The organism is Bradyrhizobium sp. 2S1, assembly GCF_011516625.5.
Classification (GTDB): domain Bacteria; phylum Pseudomonadota; class Alphaproteobacteria; order Rhizobiales; family Xanthobacteraceae; genus Bradyrhizobium; species Bradyrhizobium septentrionale.
This window is the reverse complement of record NZ_CP147717.1, coordinates 8,060,048-8,078,210: the sequence shown is the minus strand read 5'-3', so window position 1 is coordinate 8,078,210 and position 18,163 is coordinate 8,060,048. Positions and strand designations below refer to the sequence as shown.

General features: G+C 63.6%; 15 protein-coding genes and 1 pseudogene. 9 read left to right on the top strand and 7 right to left on the bottom strand.

All coding sequences use genetic code 11. From position 1 onward, the window contains the following. Positions 1-9 precede the first annotated feature (9 nt). Positions 10-1,071, top strand: coding sequence for a UDP-3-O-(3-hydroxymyristoyl)glucosamine N-acyltransferase (lpxD, locus tag HAP54_RS38190; protein ID WP_166295922.1), 1,062 nt, complete (start codon positions 10-12; stop codon positions 1,069-1,071). Continuing rightward, positions 1,071-1,529, top strand: coding sequence for a 3-hydroxyacyl-ACP dehydratase FabZ (fabZ, locus tag HAP54_RS38185; RefSeq protein ID WP_029080806.1), 459 nt, complete (start codon positions 1,071-1,073; stop codon positions 1,527-1,529). The genes lpxD and fabZ overlap by 1 nt, the downstream gene beginning before the upstream one ends. A 74-nt stretch (positions 1,530-1,603) precedes the next feature. Here the strand turns inward: fabZ and HAP54_RS38180 are convergent, their stop codons facing one another. After that, positions 1,604-1,927: a KTSC domain-containing protein gene (locus HAP54_RS38180; RefSeq protein WP_166295919.1), complete on the bottom strand. Its 324-nt coding sequence runs from the start codon at positions 1,925-1,927 to the stop codon at positions 1,604-1,606. Positions 1,928-2,064: 137 nt separating this feature from the next. On the opposite strand from HAP54_RS38180, the gene lpxA reads away from it, so the two are divergent. Genes lpxA through lpxB form a run of 3 tightly spaced genes read left to right on the top strand, consistent with a single transcriptional unit; the run spans position 2,065 to position 4,914 of the window. Beyond that, positions 2,065-2,859, top strand: coding sequence for an acyl-ACP--UDP-N-acetylglucosamine O-acyltransferase (gene lpxA / locus HAP54_RS38175; RefSeq protein WP_166295916.1), 795 nt, complete (start codon positions 2,065-2,067; stop codon positions 2,857-2,859). Positions 2,860-2,878: 19 nt separating this feature from the next. Next, the gene (locus HAP54_RS38170; RefSeq protein ID WP_166295913.1) at positions 2,879-3,736 is read left to right on the top strand and encodes an LpxI family protein; all 858 of its coding nucleotides are present in this window, start codon (positions 2,879-2,881) and stop codon (positions 3,734-3,736) included. Then, positions 3,736-4,914, top strand: a complete 1,179-nt coding sequence (gene lpxB, locus HAP54_RS38165) for a lipid-A-disaccharide synthase (RefSeq protein WP_166295910.1) — start codon at positions 3,736-3,738, stop codon at positions 4,912-4,914. Before HAP54_RS38170 ends, lpxB begins: the two co-directional genes overlap by 1 nt. A gap of 182 nt (positions 4,915-5,096) precedes the next feature. On the opposite strand, the gene gltA is transcribed toward lpxB, so the two are convergent. Together gltA and gltX are read right to left on the bottom strand one after the other, a co-directional pair. Then, on the bottom strand, positions 5,097-6,398 hold the full coding sequence (gene gltA / locus HAP54_RS38160) for a citrate synthase (protein WP_029080813.1): 1,302 nt from the start codon (positions 6,396-6,398) through the stop codon (positions 5,097-5,099). A 160-nt stretch (positions 6,399-6,558) separates the two neighbouring features. After that, the gene (gltX, locus tag HAP54_RS38155) at positions 6,559-7,980 is read right to left on the bottom strand and encodes a glutamate--tRNA ligase (RefSeq protein ID WP_166295907.1); all 1,422 of its coding nucleotides are present in this window, start codon (positions 7,978-7,980) and stop codon (positions 6,559-6,561) included. A gap of 169 nt (positions 7,981-8,149) precedes the next feature. On the opposite strand from gltX, the gene HAP54_RS38150 reads away from it, so the two are divergent. Together HAP54_RS38150 and HAP54_RS38145 are read left to right on the top strand one after the other, a co-directional pair. Beyond that, on the top strand, positions 8,150-9,832 hold the full coding sequence (locus tag HAP54_RS38150) for a glutamine--tRNA ligase/YqeY domain fusion protein (RefSeq protein ID WP_166295904.1): 1,683 nt from the start codon (positions 8,150-8,152) through the stop codon (positions 9,830-9,832). 37 nt (positions 9,833-9,869) lie between these two features. Then, the gene (locus HAP54_RS38145) at positions 9,870-10,256 is read left to right on the top strand and encodes a YybH family protein (RefSeq protein ID WP_166295901.1); all 387 of its coding nucleotides are present in this window, start codon (positions 9,870-9,872) and stop codon (positions 10,254-10,256) included. 320 nt (positions 10,257-10,576) lie between these two features. Here HAP54_RS38145 and glnA read toward each other — a convergent pair whose 3' ends face one another. Both glnA and HAP54_RS38135 read right to left on the bottom strand, forming a co-directional pair. Then, positions 10,577-12,007 carry a type I glutamate--ammonia ligase gene (gene glnA / locus HAP54_RS38140; protein ID WP_166295898.1) on the bottom strand — a complete coding sequence of 477 codons (1,431 nt, stop codon included), beginning with the start codon at positions 12,005-12,007 and terminating at the stop codon, positions 10,577-10,579. A gap of 113 nt (positions 12,008-12,120) precedes the next feature. Beyond that, positions 12,121-12,303, bottom strand: coding sequence for a hypothetical protein (locus tag HAP54_RS38135; RefSeq protein ID WP_166295895.1), 183 nt, complete (start codon positions 12,301-12,303; stop codon positions 12,121-12,123). 239 nt (positions 12,304-12,542) lie between these two features. Here HAP54_RS38135 and HAP54_RS38130 point away from each other — a divergent pair, with 239 nt between their 5' ends. Further along, positions 12,543-12,905, top strand: a complete 363-nt coding sequence (locus HAP54_RS38130) for an SPW repeat protein (RefSeq protein WP_166306813.1) — start codon at positions 12,543-12,545, stop codon at positions 12,903-12,905. A gap of 334 nt (positions 12,906-13,239) precedes the next feature. On the opposite strand, the gene HAP54_RS38125 is transcribed toward HAP54_RS38130, so the two are convergent. Continuing rightward, positions 13,240-14,568 carry an MFS transporter gene (locus HAP54_RS38125; RefSeq protein ID WP_166295892.1) on the bottom strand — a complete coding sequence of 443 codons (1,329 nt, stop codon included), beginning with the start codon at positions 14,566-14,568 and terminating at the stop codon, positions 13,240-13,242. A 433-nt stretch (positions 14,569-15,001) separates the two neighbouring features. Between HAP54_RS38125 and HAP54_RS38120 the strand changes: the two are divergent. After that, a pseudogene (locus tag HAP54_RS38120) lies at positions 15,002-16,222 on the top strand (ComEC/Rec2 family competence protein); the annotation flags it as partial. Between the two features lie 1,487 nt (positions 16,223-17,709). Here the strand turns inward: HAP54_RS38120 and HAP54_RS38115 are convergent. Continuing rightward, positions 17,710-17,991 carry a hypothetical protein gene (locus HAP54_RS38115; RefSeq protein ID WP_166295890.1) on the bottom strand — a complete coding sequence of 94 codons (282 nt, stop codon included), beginning with the start codon at positions 17,989-17,991 and terminating at the stop codon, positions 17,710-17,712. Positions 17,992-18,163: the final 172 nt, after the last annotated feature.

The following is an 18,163-nucleotide window of genomic DNA, read 5'->3' as shown; positions in this document are numbered from 1 at the left end:
ACGGATGGAATGGCGCAGCCGATCTTCTTCAAGAGTCCCCCTTCGTCAACGCTGGCTGAGATCGCCGCGCTGACGAAGGCGCATCTGGTCGACCCCGCAAGGGGCGCGCATAAGATCAGAGGGCTGGCCTCGCTCGACGAAGCCGGTCCGATGCATCTCGCCTTCTTTGACAATCTCAAATATGCCGACCAGCTTGCCGTGACCAAGGCCGGCGCGTGCCTGGTCAGCCCGCGCTTCGAGGCGCAGGTGCCCAAGGGCACGGCCGTGCTGCGGGCCAACAAGCCGTTCCAGGTCTTCGTCGAGCTCGCCCGCGAATGGCACGCCGATGCGCTGCGGCCGCAATCCTGGTTCGATACCGAGGGCATCGCGCCGTCGGCGATCATCGATCCCACCGCGCGTCTCGAGGACGGCGTCATCGTCGATCCCTTGGTCGTGATCGGCCCGCGGGTCGAGATCGGCGCGGGCACGATTATCGGCGCCGGCGCGGTGATCGGGGCCGACGTCAAGATCGGCCGCGACTGCAATGTCGGCGCCAAGACCACCATTCAGTTCGCGCTGATCGGCAACAACGTCCTGATCCATACCGGCTGCAATATCGGCCAGGACGGCTATGGCTTCATCTTCTTCGGGCCGGCGGGCCATGTGAAGGTGCCGCAGACCGGCCGCGTGGTGATCCAGAACAATGTCGAGGTCGGCGCCGCCTCGACCATCGACCGTGGTTCCCTGCGCGACACGGTGATTGGCGAGGGCACCAAAATCGACAATCAGGTCCAGATCGGCCACAATGTGACCATCGGCCGGCATTGCCTGCTCGCGGCCCAGATCGGGCTCGCAGGCAGCCTGACGATCGGCGACAACGTCGCGCTCGGCGCCAAGGTGGGAATCAACAACCACCTCAAGATCGGCGACGGTGCCCAGGTGACGGCGATGAGCGCGGTCAAGGACGACATCCCACCCAACGGCCGCTGGGGCGGGCATTTTGCCAAGCCGACCAAGCAGTGGTTCAGGGAAATCATCGCGGTGGAGCGGCTGGTGCGCGACAACGAAACGAAGGGCGAGGGGAAGGAGTGATGGAGGAGGCACCGGTCAAATTCGAGCTGGTGGATATCAACGATATCCTCAAGACGCTCCCGCACCGCTTTCCGATGTTGTTGATCGATCGGGTCGTCAAGATTCGCACCGACTACAGCGGTATCGGCATCAAGAACGTCACCTTCAACGAGCCGCCGTTTCAGGGGCATTTCCCGGACCGCCCGGTTTATCCCGGCGTGATGATGATCGAGGCGATGGCCCAGACCGCCGGCGTGATCGGCATCAAATCCGTCGAAGGCACCGAGAAGCCGCGCGCGGTGTATTTCCTCACCATCGACAAGTGCAAGTTCCGCAAGCCGGTGATGCCCGGCGACACCATCGAGTACCACATGCGCTCGCTCGGCCGGCGCAAGACGATGTGGTGGTTTCACGGCGATGCCAAGGTCAACGGCCAGGTCGTCGCCGAAGCCGATGTCGGTGCGATGCTGACGGATTAGAGCGTTTTCGAGCGAAGTGGACACCGGTTCGCGTGAAGAAAACACCTCAAAACGAGAAGTTCTAGACGATCGAGTCAGGACGTTCGGCAGAGATATCGGCCGTCGGCACCGGCGATCCGCAACACGCGATTGAGGAAGACGCCCATCGACGGCGCGTTTATCAGCGCGTCGAAGGTCTCAGTGGGCACGCCGCAATAGTGCTGGTAGCTGCCCCTGACCGCGACCAACAGCGCGCGCTCGCCTGCGCTGTAACAGACCCGCTGGACGATCGTGCTGCGATTGATATCGCGGCATTCGAAGCTCGCGAGATCGACGGTCGTGCTGTTGCCGAGATCGACCGTCTCCGGGCCGATCGGCGCAGAGAGCAGGCTGAGGATCAGCGCGGCGGCCCGGACCATGGATCGGTTGCGACCTTCTCATTTGCAACAGGCCGTCATCATACGTCACTGGACAGGGCAGGCAAAGTCGCGCTAACGACCGCCCAACTGACAGCATAGCGCTTTGGCGCCATTAACGAATTCCGGACCTGAACTGCATGAGCATGATCGACCCCACTGCGCGGATTGCGGATGGCGCTGTGATCGGGGCCGGCACCGAGATCGGTCCGTACTGCATCATCGGCCCCAATGCCGTGCTCGGCGAGAACTGCAAGCTGATCGCGCATGTCACGATCAGCGGGCATACCAGGATCGGCGCCGGCTGCGTCATCTCGCCGTTTGCCGCGCTCGGCGGACCGCCGCAGGATCTCAGCTATCGCGGCGAGCCGACCCGTCTCGAAGTCGGCGAAGCCTGCACGATCCGCGAGGGCGTGACGATGAATGTCGGCACGATCAAGGGCGGCGGGCTCACCCGCGTCGGCGATCGCGGCTTCTTCATGAACAACAGCCATGTCGGCCATGATTGCATGGTCGGCAATGGCGTGATCTTCGCGACGTCGGCGACGCTCGGCGGCCACTGCGAGATCGGCGACTTCGTCTATATCGGCGGCCTGTCGGCGGTGCACCAGTTCACCCGTGTCGGCTCGCAGGTGATGATCGGTGGCGTTTGCGGCGTGCGCGGCGACATCATCCCGTTCGGGCTTGCCAACGGACAATACGCGGTGCTCGAAGGCCTCAACATCATCGGCATGCGGCGCCGCCAGTTCACCAAGTCGCGGCTGGCGACGGTGCGCGCGTTCTATCAAAAGCTGTTCCACGGCCCCGGCATCTTCGCCGAGCGGCTGGCCTCGGTGCAGCCGCTGGCGGCAGAGGATCCCGCGATCGCCGAAATCCTTGCCTTCATCGAGGGCGGCAAGCTCCGGCCGCTCTGCCTTCCAGCCGACACCGATTGAGCATGGAATGGCCGCCAGCATGACGTCAGCGGCTCCCTCGCTTTCCTCGCCGGTCGGTGTCATCGCCGGCGGCGGCGCCATGCCGTTCGCGGTCGCGGAGTCCCTGACCTCGCGCGGCATCACGCCGGTGTTGTTCGCGCTGCGCGGCGCCTGCGATCCCGCGCGCGCGCAGCGCTTTCGTCATCGCTGGATCTCGGTCGGCCAGCTCGGGCGGGCGACCCGGCTATTCCGCGATGAAGGCTGCCGCGACCTGATCTTCATCGGCACGCTGGTGCGTCCCGCGCTGTCGGAGATCCGGCTCGACTGGTGCACCCTGCGCCTGCTCGGCCATGTCGTGCGCGCGTTTCGCGGCGGCGACGATCATTTGCTGTCGAGCGTCGGCCGCATTCTTGAGCAGCAGGGATTCCGCATGGTCGGAATCAAGGATGTCGCACCCGATCTCCTGATGCCCGAGGGCGCCGTGACGCGCGCCACGCCGGACAGTGCCGCGCTCGCCGACATCGCGCGCGGCCGCGGCGTGCTCGACGCGCTCGGCCCGTTCGACATCGGTCAGGCGGCGGTGGTGATCGACGGGCACGTGGTTGCGGTCGAGGATATCGAGGGCACCGATGGGCTCTTGGCGCGGGTGGCGCGGCTGCGCGCCGAGGGCCGGATTCGCGCCAAGGCCGGCCGCGGCGTGCTGGTGAAGGCGCCGAAGAGCAGCCAGGACCTGCGCTTCGATCTGCCGACCATCGGTCCGCGGACGGTCGAGGGCGTGGCCGCGGCCGGCATCGCCGGCATCGCCGTGATCGCCGGCAACACGCTGGCCGCCGAACCGCAGGCCTTGATCGAGGCCGCCGACGCCAGGGGGCTCTTTGTCATCGGACTGGCGGGCTGATGCAGGCGCGCCCTCCCAGCACGCCCCGCAAGATCTTCCTCATCGCGACCGAGGAATCCGGCGATCGGCTCGGCGGGGCGCTGATGAAGGTGCTGCGCCAGCGTCTCGGCGATGGCGTGCAATTTTCCGGCGTCGGCGGCCTGGCGATGACAAGCGAGGGTATCACGCCGCTGTTTCCGATCGAGGAACTCTCGATCATGGGCTTTGCCGCCGTCGTGAAGCAGTTGCCGAAGATATTGCGATTGATCCGCCGCACCGCCGATGCGGTGCTCGCTGATGCGCCCGATATGCTCGTCATCATCGACAGCCCGGACTTCACCCACCGCGTCGCCCGTCGCGTCCGCGCCCGCAACCCTGATATCCCGATCGTCGACTACGTCTCGCCGTCGGTGTGGGCGTGGCGGCCGGGCAGGGCGCGCGCGATGCGGAGCTACGTCGATCACGTGCTCGCGCTGCTGCCGTTCGAGCCCGAGGAATATCGCAAGCTGCAGGGACCACCGTGCAGCTATGTCGGCCATCCCCTGACCGAGCAATTCGCCTCACTGCGGCCGAACGCGGAGGAGCAGAAGCGCCGCGACGCCGAGCTGCCGGTCCTGCTGGTGCTGCCGGGCAGCCGCCGCAGCGAGATCAGGCATCATCTGGCGCTGTTCGGCGCGGCGCTCGGTCAGCTCGGCAAGCAAAAATCGTTCGAGCTCGTGCTGCCCACCATGCCGCATCTCGAGGCAATGGTGCGCGAAGGCATCGCGTCGTGGCCGGTCGTGCCGCGGCTCGCGGTCGGTGAGACCGAGAAGCGCGCCGCATTCCGCGTGGCGCGCGCCGCGCTCGCCAAGTCGGGCACCGTGACGCTCGAGCTCGCGCTGTCGGGCATTCCGATGGTGACGGCCTATCGCGTTGGCGCCGCCGAAGCGTTCATCCTGCGCCGTGCGATCCGGGTGTCGTCGGTGATCCTCGCCAATCTCGTGATCGGCAGCGAGATCATCCCGGAATTCCTGCAGGAGGACTGCACGCCGGAGAAGCTCGCGCAGGCGCTGGGCGAGGTGCTCGCGGACACGCCCGAGCGTCTGCGTCAGCTCGTGGCGTTCGCGATGATGGATGCGAAGATGTCGACCGGCGATCAGCCGCCGAGCGTCCGGGCGGCGGACATCGTGCTGGCGACGATGAACGGGCGGCCGGGCTAATCATCGACAACGAGCTTGCCTGCGGCGGCATCCCGCCGAAGCGGTTCCGCTTGCATTGTACGTGCCGGCTGCCGCGTCTTGACGCACTCGCGATCGTAGTTGCGCGGGGCAAACGAAAACGGCGCCATCGGGGATGATGGCGCCGTCTCGGATTCTCTTGAGGATGAAGCTTGCTTGCGAGCTTACTTGCGCTTGTCGATCGTCACATAGTCGCGGCGCGCCACGCCGGTGTAGAGCTGGCGCGGACGGCCGATCTTCTGCTGCGGATCCTCGATCATCTCGCTCCACTGGCTGATCCAGCCGACGGTGCGGGCGACCGCGAACAGCACGGTGAACATCGAGGTCGGGAAGCCCATCGCCTTCAGCGTGATGCCCGAATAGAAGTCGACGTTCGGGTAGAGCTTGCGGTCGATGAAATAGGGATCGCTGAGCGCGATCTTCTCGAGCTCGAGCGCGACCTTCAGCATCGGGTCGTCGCCATGGCCGGTCTCGGCCAGCACCGCGTGACACATCTTCTGCATGATCTTGGCGCGCGGATCATAGTTCTTGTAGACGCGGTGACCGAAGCCCATCAGGCGGACTTCGCTGTTCTTGTCCTTCACCTTGGCGATGAACTCGGGAATCTTGTCGACCGATCCGATCGAGGACAGCATGGCCAGCGCCGCTTCGTTGGCGCCGCCATGGGCCGGGCCCCACAGGCAGGCGATGCCGGCCGCGATGCAGGCAAACGGGTTGGCGCCGGAAGAGCCGGCGATACGCACCGTCGAGGTCGACGCGTTCTGCTCGTGATCGGCATGCAGGATGAAGATCTTGTCGAGCGCGTCGGCGAGCACCGGGTTGATCTTGTATTCCTCGCAAGGCACGCCGAAGCACATCTGCAGGAAGTTCTCGGCGAAGGACAGCGAGTTCTTCGGATACATGAAGGGCTGGCCGATGGTGTACTTGTAGGCCATCGCCGCCAGCGTCGGCACCTTCGCAATCATCCGCATTGAGGCGATCATGCGCTGCCGCGGATCGTTGATGTCGGTGGAGTCGTGGTAGAACGCGGCGAGTGCGCCGACGGCGGCAACCATGATCGCCATCGGATGGGCGTCGCGGCGGAAGCCCTGGAAAAAGCGGGCCATCTGCTCATGCACCATCGTGTGATGAATCACGCGATGGTCGAAATCCTTCTTCTGCGCCGGGGTCGGAAGCTCCCCGTAGAGCAGCAAATAGCAGGTTTCGAGGAAGTCGCCGTGTTCGGCGAGTTGCTCGATCGGATAGCCGCGGTATTCGAGGATACCGGCGTCGCCGTCGATATAGGTGATCTTCGACTGGCAGCTGCCGGTCGAGGTGAAGCCGGGGTCGTAGGTGAACACCCCGGCCTGGCCGTAGAGCTTGCCGATGTCGATGACATCAGGCCCAACCGTGCCGCTCAGGATCGGGAAATCGTAATTCTTGTTGCCGATGGTGAGTGTGGCTGTCTTGCTGGATTTTGCGTCCATCGCGATATCCCCGATGAATTCGTTGCGAAAACCGACCTTGCCCAGTCGCTAATTTGCGGCCCGTGGCGGGGCGGAACGGCTTGTGAAGAAAGCGTCGGGGGATGGGTAGCTCATTGCAATGTGCGCTGCAAGATGGACCCTGGAGGGGGTCCATGCAGGATTACGCCGCCTGATCGGCGAGACGGGCAAGGCACTCCTGGCGTCCCAGCACGGCCAGCACGTCGAATATGCCGGGCGACGTTGTCCGTCCCGTCAGCGCCACCCGCAGCGGCTGGGCGACGGCGCCGAGTTTCAGGTTGTTCTGCTCGGCGAAATTCCGCATGGCGGTCTCGGTGGTTTCCGCCGTCCAGTCGTTCACGACTTCCAGCGCGGTGCGCAGCCGGCCGATCAGCGCGCGCGTTTCCGGCGTCAGCAGCGCCGCCGCCTTCGGATCGAGCTCGAGCGGACGATCGGCGAAGATGAAGTAGGCGCCGGAGATCAGCTCGATCAGCGTCTTGGCGCGCTCCTTCAGGCTCGGCATCGCCCGCAGCAATTGCGCGCGGGTGGTGTCGTTGAGCTTGGCCTTCAGCGCGGCGCCGTCAGGAACATAATCCAGCACGCTCTCGAACTGGGTCACGAGGGATTGATCGTCGCTCTGGCGGATATAGTGACCGTTGAGGTTTTCCAGCTTGGCGAAATCGAACCGCGCAGCCGAGCGGCCGATCCCCGAGAGGTCGAACGCGTCGATCATCTCCTGGGTCGAGAATATCTCCTGATCGCCATGGCTCCAGCCGAGCCGCACGAGGTAGTTGCGCAAGGCGGCCGGCAGATAGCCCAGCGCGCGATAGGCATCGACGCCGAGCGCGCCATGGCGCTTCGACAGTTTCGAGCCGTCGGGGCCGTGGATCAGCGGGATGTGGGACATGCTCGGCAGCTCCCACTCCAGCGCGTCGTAAATCTGCTTCTGACGGGCGGCGTTGATCAGGTGGTCGTCGCCGCGGATGATATGGGTAACGCCCATATCGTGGTCGTCGACCACGACCGCGAGCATGTAGGTCGGGGTGCCGTCGCCGCGCAGCAGGACGAGGTCGTCGAGGTTCTCATTCTGCCAGACCACGCGGCCCTGGACCTGATCCTCGATCACGGTCTCGCCGGTCTGCGGCGCCTTGAGGCGGATGGTCGGCTTGATGCCCGCCGGGGCCGTCGCCGGATCGCGGTCGCGCCACATGCCCTCATAGAGGCGGGTGCGTCCCTCGGCGCGGGCCTTCTCGCGCATCGCGGTGAGCTCTTCCGGCGAGGCATAGCAATAATAGGCACGCCCGGCGGCGAGCAGGCTTTCGGCGACCTCGCGATGGCGGGCGGCGCGGCTGAACTGGTAGATGACGTCGCCGTCCCAATCGAGCTCCAGCCACTTCAGGCCGTCCAGGATGGCGTCGATCGCCTCCTTGGTGGAGCGTTCGCGGTCGGTGTCCTCGATCCGGAGCAGCATCTTGCCGCCGAGCTTCCTGGCGTAGAGCCAGTTGAATAGCGCGGTGCGGGCGCCTCCGATGTGGAGGAAGCCGGTCGGTGAGGGGGCGAAGCGGGTAACGACGGAATTGGTCATGATCAAGCGAGACGTATGCGGGAACGGCGGTGGTGTATAGCAGGAACCGGACATAACTAAAGCTTTGGTTGACGTTTTGCCCGCCAGACCAGGCTCCAAACTAGGCTTGGCCCGACCGCGCGAATTTGGCAGAAAGAAGGTTGAGCTGACTCCTCCAGGGAACCCTTTGATGACGACTGATACGGCGACGGCAGAGGCAGGGCGCGACTTCATCCGCGACATCGTCCAGGCCGATCTCTCCTCCCACAAGCACAACCGGATCGTGACCCGTTTTCCGCCGGAGCCGAACGGCTACCTGCATATCGGCCACGCCAAGTCGATCGCCCTGAATTTCGGCATCGCCCAGGAGTTCGGCGGCCAGTGCAATTTGCGCTTCGACGACACCAACCCGACCAAGGAGGAGCAGGAGTACATCGACTCCATCCAGGCCGACGTCCATTGGCTCGGCTACGATTGGGGAACCAACCTCTTCTTTGCGTCTGATTATTTCGAGCGCCTGTACGATTGGGCCGAGGGCCTGATCAAGGCCGGCCACGCCTATGTCGACGATCAGTCGCAGGAGGAGATCCGGCTGTCCCGCGGCACGCTGACCGAGCCCGGCAAGAACTCGCCGTTCCGCGACCGTTCGGTCGAGGAGAACCTCGACCTGTTCCGCCGCATGAAGGCCGGCGAGTTCTCGAACGGCGCCCGCGTGCTGCGCGCCAGGATCGACATGGCGGCCGGCAACATCAACCTGCGCGATCCCGTGCTGTACCGCATCCTGCACGCCCACCATCCGCGCACCGGCGACAAATGGTCGATCTATCCGAGCTATGACTACGCGCACGGCCAGTCCGACGCGATCGAGGGCATCACCCATTCAATCTGCACGCTGGAGTTCGAGGATCACCGGCCGCTTTATGAGTGGCTGCTCGACAAGCTGCCGGTGCCGTCGAAGCCGCGGCAGTATGAAATGGCGCGGCTCAATTTGACCTACACGCTGCTGTCCAAGCGCGTGCTGACCCAGCTGGTTCGCGACGGTCACGTCTCGGGCTGGGACGATCCGCGCATGCCGACGATTGCCGGCCTGAAGCGGCGCGGCGTGCCGCCGGCTGCGGTGCGCGAATTCATCAAGCGCATCGGGGTTGCCAAGGCCAACAGCGTGGTCGATGTCGGCATGCTCGAGTTCTGCATCCGCGAGGAGCTGAACCGCACCGCGCTGCGCCGCATGGCGGTGCTGCGGCCGCTCAAGGTCGTGATCGAGAACTATCCGGAAGGGCAGGTCGAGGAGATCGAGGCGATCAACCATCCCGACAATCCGGAGGCCGGCACCCGCAAGATCGCGTTCGGCCGCGAGCTCTATATCGAGCGCGACGACTTCATGGAGAACCCGCCGAAGAAGTTCTTCCGCCTCTCGCCCGGCAACGAGGTGCGGCTGCGCTATGCCTACTTCATCAAGTGCACCGGCGTGGTGAAGGACGACGCCGGCGAGATCGTCGAGCTGCGCGCGACGTACGATCCCGCGACCAAGGGCGGCAATGCGCCCGACGGCCGCAAGGTCAAGGCGACGATGCACTGGCTGCCGGCGGCGCAGTCGAAGCCGGCGGAGATCCGCATCTACAATCAGCTGTTCGCCAACCCGAGCCCGAATGCGGCCGATTTCGCTGCCGACCTCAATCCGCAGTCGCTGGAAGTGCTGACCGGCGCGCGGGTCGAGCCTGCGATCGCCGAGAGCAATTCACCCGACGTGATGCAGTTCGAGCGGCAGGGCTATTTCGTGCGCGATCCGGATTCGTCGCCGGACAAGCTCGTGTTCAACCGCACCATCGGCCTGCGCGACACCTTTGCCAAGGAAGTCGGCGGCAAGGGTTAGCGCGGTCCAGCGCAAAGCAAGTAGGGGGAGGCGATCGATGCCTGATGAAGCCGACGATATCGCCTCCGCCGTCATCGCAAAATGGTCCGCAGGCTTCAGCAAGCTCGATGCGGACGCGCTTGCTGCGCTCTATTCGCAGCACGCGTTCTTCTTCGGCTCTAACCCGACGCTCTATCGCGGCCGCGACGGCGTGAAGGCGTACTTCAACGGCCTGCCGCGCTGGAATACACCGCGCGTCCAGTTCAGCGAGGTCAGGACCGAGCGGGTGAACGACGGCCTTGTCAACATGGCCGCTATAGCGTCCTTCTTCCTTGACGGAGATGCGCCCTCGCTCGCCGTCAAGATCACCTGGGTGATCGCGCGCGAGGACGGCGACTGGAAGATCTCCTGCCACCACGTCTCGTCGCAGACGCCATTGATCTAAGCTTCGCGCTGGATCGTGACACAAAGGTCGAGGGCCGGCGGGCGCTCGTAGTCAGGGAGAGTGCATAGGCGGTGCGTGGGGCCGAGCGTCGTGCGCCTCGCGGCTCCCGCTTGTCCAAGCGATCTTGCACCCAACTTGCAGGCTATCCGGATCTCGCTGCATGGCGAGGAGGGACCAAGGTCGTAGGCCGCGGGGAGCGCTTTCCGGGTGTTGGACCGCCCCGACTGGACGGGCGACTCCGGTATCCCACGCCGTTGTGGCGGGAGGCGAGCCCCCCTGATTGAGCACTCGGTTGGTCCGCACAGAGCGTGCGGTCGCCGCTAGATGTCGTAGTACAAATGGAACTCGTAGGGATGAGGTCGCAATCTGATGGGATCGACCTCCTTCTTCCGTTTATAGTCGAGCCAGGTTTCGATCACGTCCGCGGTGAAGACATCGCTGCGCAGCAGGAACGCGTGATCGCGTTCGAGCGCATCCAGCGCCTGGTCCAGTGACCCGGGCGTTGACTTGACCTCCTTGGCCTCGGCGGGCGGCAGGTCGTAGAGGTTCTTGTCGATCGGGCTGCCCGGGTCGATCTTGTTGTTGATGCCGTCGAGACCTGCCATCAGCATCGCGGCAAACGCCAGATAGGGATTGCAGGAGGGATCCGGCGAGCGAAATTCGACGCGCTTGGCCTTCGGGTTCGGCGAATACATCGGAATGCGGCAGCAGGCCGATCGGTTGCGTTGGGAATAGACCAGATTGATCGGAGCCTCATAGCCCGGCACCAGACGTCGATAGGAGTTGGTGGTCGGGGCGCAAAGCCCGCACAATGCCCAGGCATGGGTCAACAGGCCGCCGATATAGTGGCGGGCGAGCTGGCTCAGTTCGGCATAGTCGCCCCTGTCGTAGAACAGGTTGGTCTCGCCCTTCCACAGCGACTGATGAACATGCATTCCAGACGCGTTGTCCTCGAACAACGGTTTTGGCATGAACGTTGCGGTCATGCCGTTCTGGCGGGCAGTATTCTTCACCACGTATTTGTAGATCATCAGATTGTCCGCCATGCGCGTGAGCGTGGTGAAGCGCATGTCGATTTCGTTCTGCCCACCGGTCGCGACTTCATGGTGATGGGCTTCGATCTGGATGCCGAGCTGCTCCATGGTCAACACCATTTCGGTGCGGAGCGCCTGCATGCTGTCCGTCGGGGGTACCGGAAAGTATCCCTCTTTCGGGCGCGGCTTGTGTCCCAGATTGGGCGCTTCCTCCGAGCCGGTGTTCCAGCTGCCCTCATCGGAATCGATTTCGTGGAAAGCGTAATTGATGCCCTGTCCGTAGCGCACGCTGTCGAACACGAAGAATTCCGCCTCCGGACCGAAGTAGCTGATATCGGCGTGGCCCGTGGCCTTCAGGTGGGTTTCGGCTTTCTGGGCGATGTAGCGGGCATCACGGCTATAGGATTGACCGGTCACGGGGTCGCGGATGTTGCAGATCAATACCAGGGTGGATGCAGGGGAATACGGGTCGAGGAAAGCCGTGGTCGGGTCCGGGACGACCAGCATGTCGCTTTCATGGATTTCCTGAAAGCCGCGGATCGATGAACCGTCGAATCCAATCCCTTCGCTGAGGGCGTCGATGCTCGCCGCGCTCGGCGGGACCGAAAAATGTTGCCATAGCCCCGGCAAATCGGTGAAGCGCAGATCGATCATCTGCACTTTCTCGTCGTTGATCGCCTTCACGAGATCTTCGGCTGTTGCGCACGTCGGAAACATGGCTTCACTCCTGTTATGGAGAGCCGCGTCGTTGAAATTGTGCTGCCGTTCAGTCGCCACAAGGCGGCTTGAGACGGATCCTGCTCCACGTTCTGCGCTGCGCGCTGGCGGCCTCAGCTTTGGTGCGGCCCGCGCATCAGCTTCATGGCGTCTTCGATATGCCGCCAGGTTCTGGCCAGCTCGGCCTCGCCTTTTGCTTCGAGCTCGATGGCGTTTTGGGCAGCTTCCGCAATGGCCCTGACGCCATGTGCCTCAAGCAATTGCCGCGCATAGTCGTGGATTTCGGTTTCTCGCATGGCGTCATACTCCTCTCGTCCTGAGCGCAACCGTGGGACACCGGTCGGGCCGCGAACCGCAGACGTTGACACCTGGTCAAGCGCACACAGTGCGCATCCTGATGCCGCGCGATTGCAAGAGCGCTTTCCCGCCCGGAGGGACGTGGCTTTGCGGATCAGCAGCGGCAACACATCGCAGGTCGGATAGATGCTTTTTTGTCCCCGCCGCACCATGTCTTCGGAAGAAGGAGGTGAGGATTATGCGCATTCAACACTGGCAGGATGCTGCCAGCCTGTTGGTGGGCGTCTGGCTGGTCGCGTCGCCGTTTGCACTGGGCTTCTCCGGGGCAGCTCTCTGGATCTGCATCGCGCTCGGATTGGGCGTCGTGCTGTTTGCCGTGGAGGCATTCATCATTCCGTCCTATCTGGAGGAATGGGGCGAGATGCTGATGGGCTTGGCTCTGGTGTTGGCACCCTGGACGTTCAGCTACGAACAGGGATCGGTCACGACGAGCAGCGTGCTCGCCGGCATCGTGGTGATCGTGCTCGCTTGCTGGGAGCTGGCGATGGATCGTGATTTCGCCACCTGGTGGCACGATCGCTGGCATCACCGAGTTGGCTGAGCGGAAGCCGACTGAAACGTTGGCCTGACCGCTACTGGCGGCCGGAGAGGTTGGAATTGCGTGGAGCATATCCCCTCCAGGCCGCGTCGACGTAACGCGGATGCAGGCTCTGGAGAGAAATCACGCCAGAGACGGCGAGTACGGGACGATTCAGAACTATCGTCCGCACTTGCTGAAAGGCGGCCATAACTCTTGCTGCAGGGGTAGAGGGTTTTCGAGCGAAATGGATACCGGTTCGCGTAAAGAAAACGCGTCAAAAACAAGATTCTAGAGCCCCGTTCCGATTCCATCGGAACGGGAAATGCTCTAGTCGCCCCTCAGCAGGGTCGCTCCGTCACGACGCGACTCTCTCCTCGATCTGCTCCCAAATTCTGGTCTTGCGTGTCTCCGGCATGATGAAGAGGGCGATCACGAAGCACACCGCGGGAACGACAATCGGGTAGATCAGCGCGTAGCCGATGCTGCCGGTCGCAGCGAAGGCGGCTGATGTGATGAACGGCACCAATCCGCCGCCCCAACCATTGCCGATATGATACGGCACAGAGACCGAGGTGTACCTGATCCTCGCCGGGAAGAACTCCGCCAGGAACGCGCCGACCGGCCCGTACACCATCCCGACGTAGCAGACGAGGATGAAGATGATGAAGACGGCGACCGGATAGTTGATGTGCCCCGGCTGCGTGACCATGCCGAGCCACAGATACAGCGGATAGTAGGTGATCGCGGCAAGCAGCATTCCGCCGAGGATCACGGATTTGCGGCCGATGTGATCCGACAACCAGCCAAAGAAGATCAGGCTCGGCGTTGCGATCAGCAGTGCGGTTCCCACGATGTAGGCCGAGGTAATCGCATCGACCTTGGAGACCTGCTGCAGGAAGTACAGTGCCCAGAATTGACCGCTGTACCAGACCACGCCCTGTCCGATCAGGACGACGATGGCGATCAAGATGTACTTGATGTTGGCGCTGAGGAAAGCTTCCCGCCAGGGATTCCTGGTCATCTGTCCGCGCGCCTTGATCTCCTGGAAAATCGGCGTCTCCTGGAGCTGGAGGCGGATGTAGATGGCGATGGCCACCAGCAGGAACGAGACCAGGAACGGAACGCGCCACGCCCATTCGTCGAAGGCCTGATTGCCGGCCCATGTCCGGGTCAGAACGATCACGGCCAGCGACACCACGATACCGAGCGTCGGCGAGGTTTGTAGCCAGCCCGTGTAGTAGCCGCGGCTGTCGTCCGGAACATGCTCGGCGACGTAGGTGATGGCGCCACCATATTCGCCGCCCAAGCATAGACCCTGGATCATCCGCAAGCCGAATAGAAGGAATGCGGCCGTCAGGCCGATTGACTCATAGGTTGGGATCAGTCCGATCGCTCCCGTTCCAAGGCCCATTCCGGTCAGCGTAATGAGGAATGTATATTTGCGGCCGACCCGATCGCCCATCCATCCGAACAGGAAGGCCCCCAGCGGACGGATCAGGAATCCCGCAGTGAACAGCGCGATCGTGCTCAGCAGGGCTGCGACGGGGTGGGATTGCTCAAAGAACTTGACCGACAGAACTGCGGCCAGGCTGCCAAAGATATAGAAGTCGTACCATTCAATGATGTTTCCCACTGACGCAGCGACAATCACGCGACGAAAATCGCTAGGTACTTGAATTGTCATGTGCTGCTCCTATCAAATGCAAACGCTACTCCTCGCGTTTTTTCAGCGATTGATCCGCTCGCGGAGTGCGCGTGGTGCGCGGCGTTACAGGCGAGATTTGCGAGTTCGTCCGCAACGCCTGGTCTCAGGGGAGTTGTGAGCCACCTGAGAGGAGCTCCAGCGGCCTTCAGGTGCCGCGAGCTATCACTGCCTTATCCCTGGCTGTCCGGGAGTGAAGGCATCAGGGCAGTTTAATCCCAATGGGATCGGTACCTAATGAGACTTTCGGCTCGATCGGTTTGACGCAGGCGGCAGCTGTGGCCCGGCGCGGGGTAGGCGAGGTGCAGGACGATCCAGGTATCCGGCCTTGCCGGTCCGTATTCTGCATTCGTTCCGCTAGCGGCGAGGTCACAGCTTCCGGTAGTTTCGCGTCCCGGCAGGGATCGCAAGCGGAATGGCGGAGCAGGGCACGACGCCGGGCGGCAAACGCGGCTACGCGGGGACGTGGCCGCCGCGTGCGGCTGCGCCCGTCGGCGGCTATGTCCCGGCGCGCGCCAGCATCTGGCAGCCTTTCATCGAGACGTTGCAGCAATGGGCGCGCGCGGAGGCGGGCGCCGGCCGGCTTTTGCCATGGGTGCCGGTGGCGTTCGGCACCGGCATCGCCTTCTATTTCGCGGCCGAGCACGAGCCGGTGCTTTCGGTCGCGGCCGGCGTCGCAATTGCGCTCTGCCTGCTGGCGCTCTTGCTGCGGCGGCGCCGCGTGTTTCCCGCCATCGTGATGCTGGCTGCGGTCGCGGCGGGCTTTGCGACAGCGACGTGGAAGACGACGCGAATTGGCCACACGGTGTTGGCGCGGCCGATGTTCTCGGTGGCGCTGACCGGCTTCGTCGAGACGCGCGACATCCGCGAGAAGACCGATCGCTTCGTGCTGCGCGTGGTCTCGATGGAGAGCCCGCGCGACATGACGAAGCTCGAGCGCGTCAGGCTCTCGGTGAAGAAGGGCACCGCGCCCGATGTCGGCAGCTTCGTCGAATTGAAGGCGCGGCTGATGCCGCCGCTCGGGCCGCAGCGTCCGGGTTCCTATGATTTCGGCCGCGACCTCTATTTCCAGGGCATCGGCGCCTCCGGCTTCGTGATGGGCGCGGTCAAGACCAGGGAACCACCGGCAGCCGGCGGCTTGGCGCTGCGCTATGCCGCCTTCATGCAGGGCCTGCGTGACGCCATCGACGCGCGCATCCGCACCACGCTCGACGGCGATCAGCGCGCGATCGCAACCGCGCTGCTGACCGGCCGGCGCGACGCGATCTCGACGCCGGTCAACGATGCGATGTTCATCTCGGGGCTCGGCCATGTGCTGTCGATCTCCGGCTACCACATGGCCGTGGTCGCGGGCGTGGTGTTCTTCGCGGTGCGCGCGCTGCTCGCGCTGTTTCCTGCGCTGACGGCGGGGCATCCGATCAAGAAATGGGCGGCCGCGGCCGCGCTGATCGCCGCGGCGTTCTATCTCTTGCTGTCGGGGGCGGAGGTCGCAACGCAGCGATCGTTCTTCATGACGGCGGTGGTGCTGATCGCGGTGATGGTCGACCGCCGCGCGATCACCTTCCGCACGCTGGCGGTGGCGGCGCTGATCGTGCTCGCGATCGCGCCGGAGGCGCTGGTGCATCCGAGCTTCCAGAGCTTGGACACGTCTCCGACCTAAACCGAATTTCGGTCTACAAACCCTTTGAAGTAAAGGGGTTTTTTAGCGCAGGCCGATTCCAACTCAGCGAACAAAAACCGATCAAAACTGGGCAAAAGCCCCGGAGAGGCGGCAAAGAGTCCCGGATAAAGTCCCGGACGTCCGCGGAGCTGTTCTGCCGGGAAGGCTTCAAGAGCCGCATTCGCTTGCTGCGCTCGCCGCTCAGGGGCCGATCGCGAACGAGGCCCCCGACATGGTCCAAGACGATCACGGTGGATGGTCTATGGGCTGCCACGACGATGCACCCGGCCCATTTCAATCGCGCCGCCACGCCGAATCCGTCGCCGCCCATGAAAACGGGAGTGGCAAGCGGAAAACGGCTTCATTCAGGACGAGGGCGCCGGCGATCCCGGCAGAACAGCCACGCCGGAACGGGTCAAGCGGTTGGGGCTGGCTCACCTCGTAGAGAGCCGACATTGTACTTCAAAGGGTTTTTCGGCCGGTGGCTCGCCGATTGTGGTCGAATCCGACCACGGTGGGCACCGGATCGGGCTCGATGGTCCAGGTCCATTTCCGAGCAGCGCCTTTGCCGAGGCAGTGGGGGAGGCGCACTTTGGGACTTCCTAAAGCACGAAGCCCCGCCGCGGTGAAGAGCGGCAGGACCCGTAGCGAAGAACAGGGTTTGGTGACCTCTGGATCTTCAGGATACGTGGCCCGCGAATCAGTTGCAACCGCAACCTTCATGGAGGTGGTGCACGACTGACCGCATTCGGTAGGTCGTGCGCCCGTGGTTGCGGGCCTGCACGGTGGATCCCGCCGCATTCACGAACACGATCGACCGGCCGCGAGAATTGCGGACGGGTTTTGATCCTGCCTTTCCCTGACCGCCGGCGAGATCCGAGACGATCTGCCGCCCCCGATAAACGACAGCAGCGCGCTCGGTCGCATCATCCCGAGCCAGAAAGCCGGTTCTGACCCATAGGACACCGGCAATATCGCGGGCTCTCGCCCTGACGGAACGGACGACGAAGCCGCATGTCAGGTTCTCCGGCCCCGCGCGCAGTATCACGATCGGCGCGCGATAAACCGAGGCAAACTCATCCCCCGTTCGAACAGGTCCGACCCCTGTTCGGAGGACCGCTTGAGCGCACGTCACGCCCTGCCCGGATAAAGCGATCGGAAATCGTGGTCCGAGACCGTGTCTCTTCCCCGCCGCGGGGAGGGGAGGACTGACGGAGGCGGAGGTATGCCTAGATGGAAGGAGGCTTCGATGAGTCGAAAGCAGCGCGACTTTGTTGGTTTTTTTCGGGGGGCGGCTACCACTTCCCGACAACCGACAACCGACAACCGACAACCGACAACCTGCACCACATCCTCGACGCTGACGGCAGGTCGACGTCTTTGACAGTCGAGGAGGCAAGGGCGTTTACGTGGCGCTACCGGAATGAGGATGGTTCGGCCACCGGACCGCCGCCGAACATGGTTCAATAGTGCGCGAAGGGCCTTATCGCTTCTTCGGTAGCGCGATGCGCAAGCACTTCAGTTTCCTCGGCTATCAAGTCCCACAGCTGACTTCTCATCAAGAAGAGCCGGTCTGCCAGCCTATCCAGTTCACCCGGCTCGCCGAAAAAATCCCGTTCTTTTAGCGAACTCCGCGACGTGTGCACTGCCAATCCCGCAGGCTTGTTGATGTACCAGGAGCCATGCGCCAGCGGGAGCCGCGCAGTCGTGTTGATCGTCATGCCCTCGTTGATGATCTCCTTCAACTGTTCCAGCTTCGGTGAACCCGGAAACAGTACGGCATAGAGAGTTTTGCAGGCGGTGCAGAGAAAGGCGAAGTCAGAGCTGGCGCCGGTTGTTTGGACAGCGCCCCGCGGGATTTAAGTGGATTCCTGCCGGGTTATGCTGAACGCGGGGCCTTTCGATTTTGTCGTTGCG

Excerpts from the sequence above, each read along its gene's own strand:
- fabZ (WP_029080806.1), top strand. The coding sequence starts at position 1,071 with ATGGAGGAGGCACCGGTCAAATTCGAGCTGGTGGATATCAACGATATC.
- HAP54_RS38150 (WP_166295904.1), top strand. The coding sequence starts at position 8,150 with ATGACGACTGATACGGCGACGGCAGAGGCAGGGCGCGACTTCATCCGC.
- HAP54_RS38125 (WP_166295892.1), bottom strand. The coding sequence starts at position 14,568 with ATGACAATTCAAGTACCTAGCGATTTTCGTCGCGTGATTGTCGCTGCG.
- lpxD (WP_166295922.1), top strand. The coding sequence starts at position 10 with ATGGCGCAGCCGATCTTCTTCAAGAGTCCCCCTTCGTCAACGCTGGCT.
- HAP54_RS38180 (WP_166295919.1), bottom strand. The coding sequence starts at position 1,927 with ATGGTCCGGGCCGCCGCGCTGATCCTCAGCCTGCTCTCTGCGCCGATC.
- lpxA (WP_166295916.1), top strand. The coding sequence starts at position 2,065 with ATGAGCATGATCGACCCCACTGCGCGGATTGCGGATGGCGCTGTGATC.
- HAP54_RS38145 (WP_166295901.1), top strand. The coding sequence starts at position 9,870 with ATGCCTGATGAAGCCGACGATATCGCCTCCGCCGTCATCGCAAAATGG.
- HAP54_RS38135 (WP_166295895.1), bottom strand. The coding sequence starts at position 12,303 with ATGCGAGAAACCGAAATCCACGACTATGCGCGGCAATTGCTTGAGGCA.
- HAP54_RS38170 (WP_166295913.1), top strand. The coding sequence starts at position 2,879 with ATGACGTCAGCGGCTCCCTCGCTTTCCTCGCCGGTCGGTGTCATCGCC.
- glnA (WP_166295898.1), bottom strand. The coding sequence starts at position 12,007 with ATGTTTCCGACGTGCGCAACAGCCGAAGATCTCGTGAAGGCGATCAAC.
- gltA (WP_029080813.1), bottom strand. The coding sequence starts at position 6,398 with ATGGACGCAAAATCCAGCAAGACAGCCACACTCACCATCGGCAACAAG.
- lpxB (WP_166295910.1), top strand. The coding sequence starts at position 3,736 with ATGCAGGCGCGCCCTCCCAGCACGCCCCGCAAGATCTTCCTCATCGCG.
- HAP54_RS38130 (WP_166306813.1), top strand. The coding sequence starts at position 12,543 with ATGCGCATTCAACACTGGCAGGATGCTGCCAGCCTGTTGGTGGGCGTC.
- gltX (WP_166295907.1), bottom strand. The coding sequence starts at position 7,980 with ATGACCAATTCCGTCGTTACCCGCTTCGCCCCCTCACCGACCGGCTTC.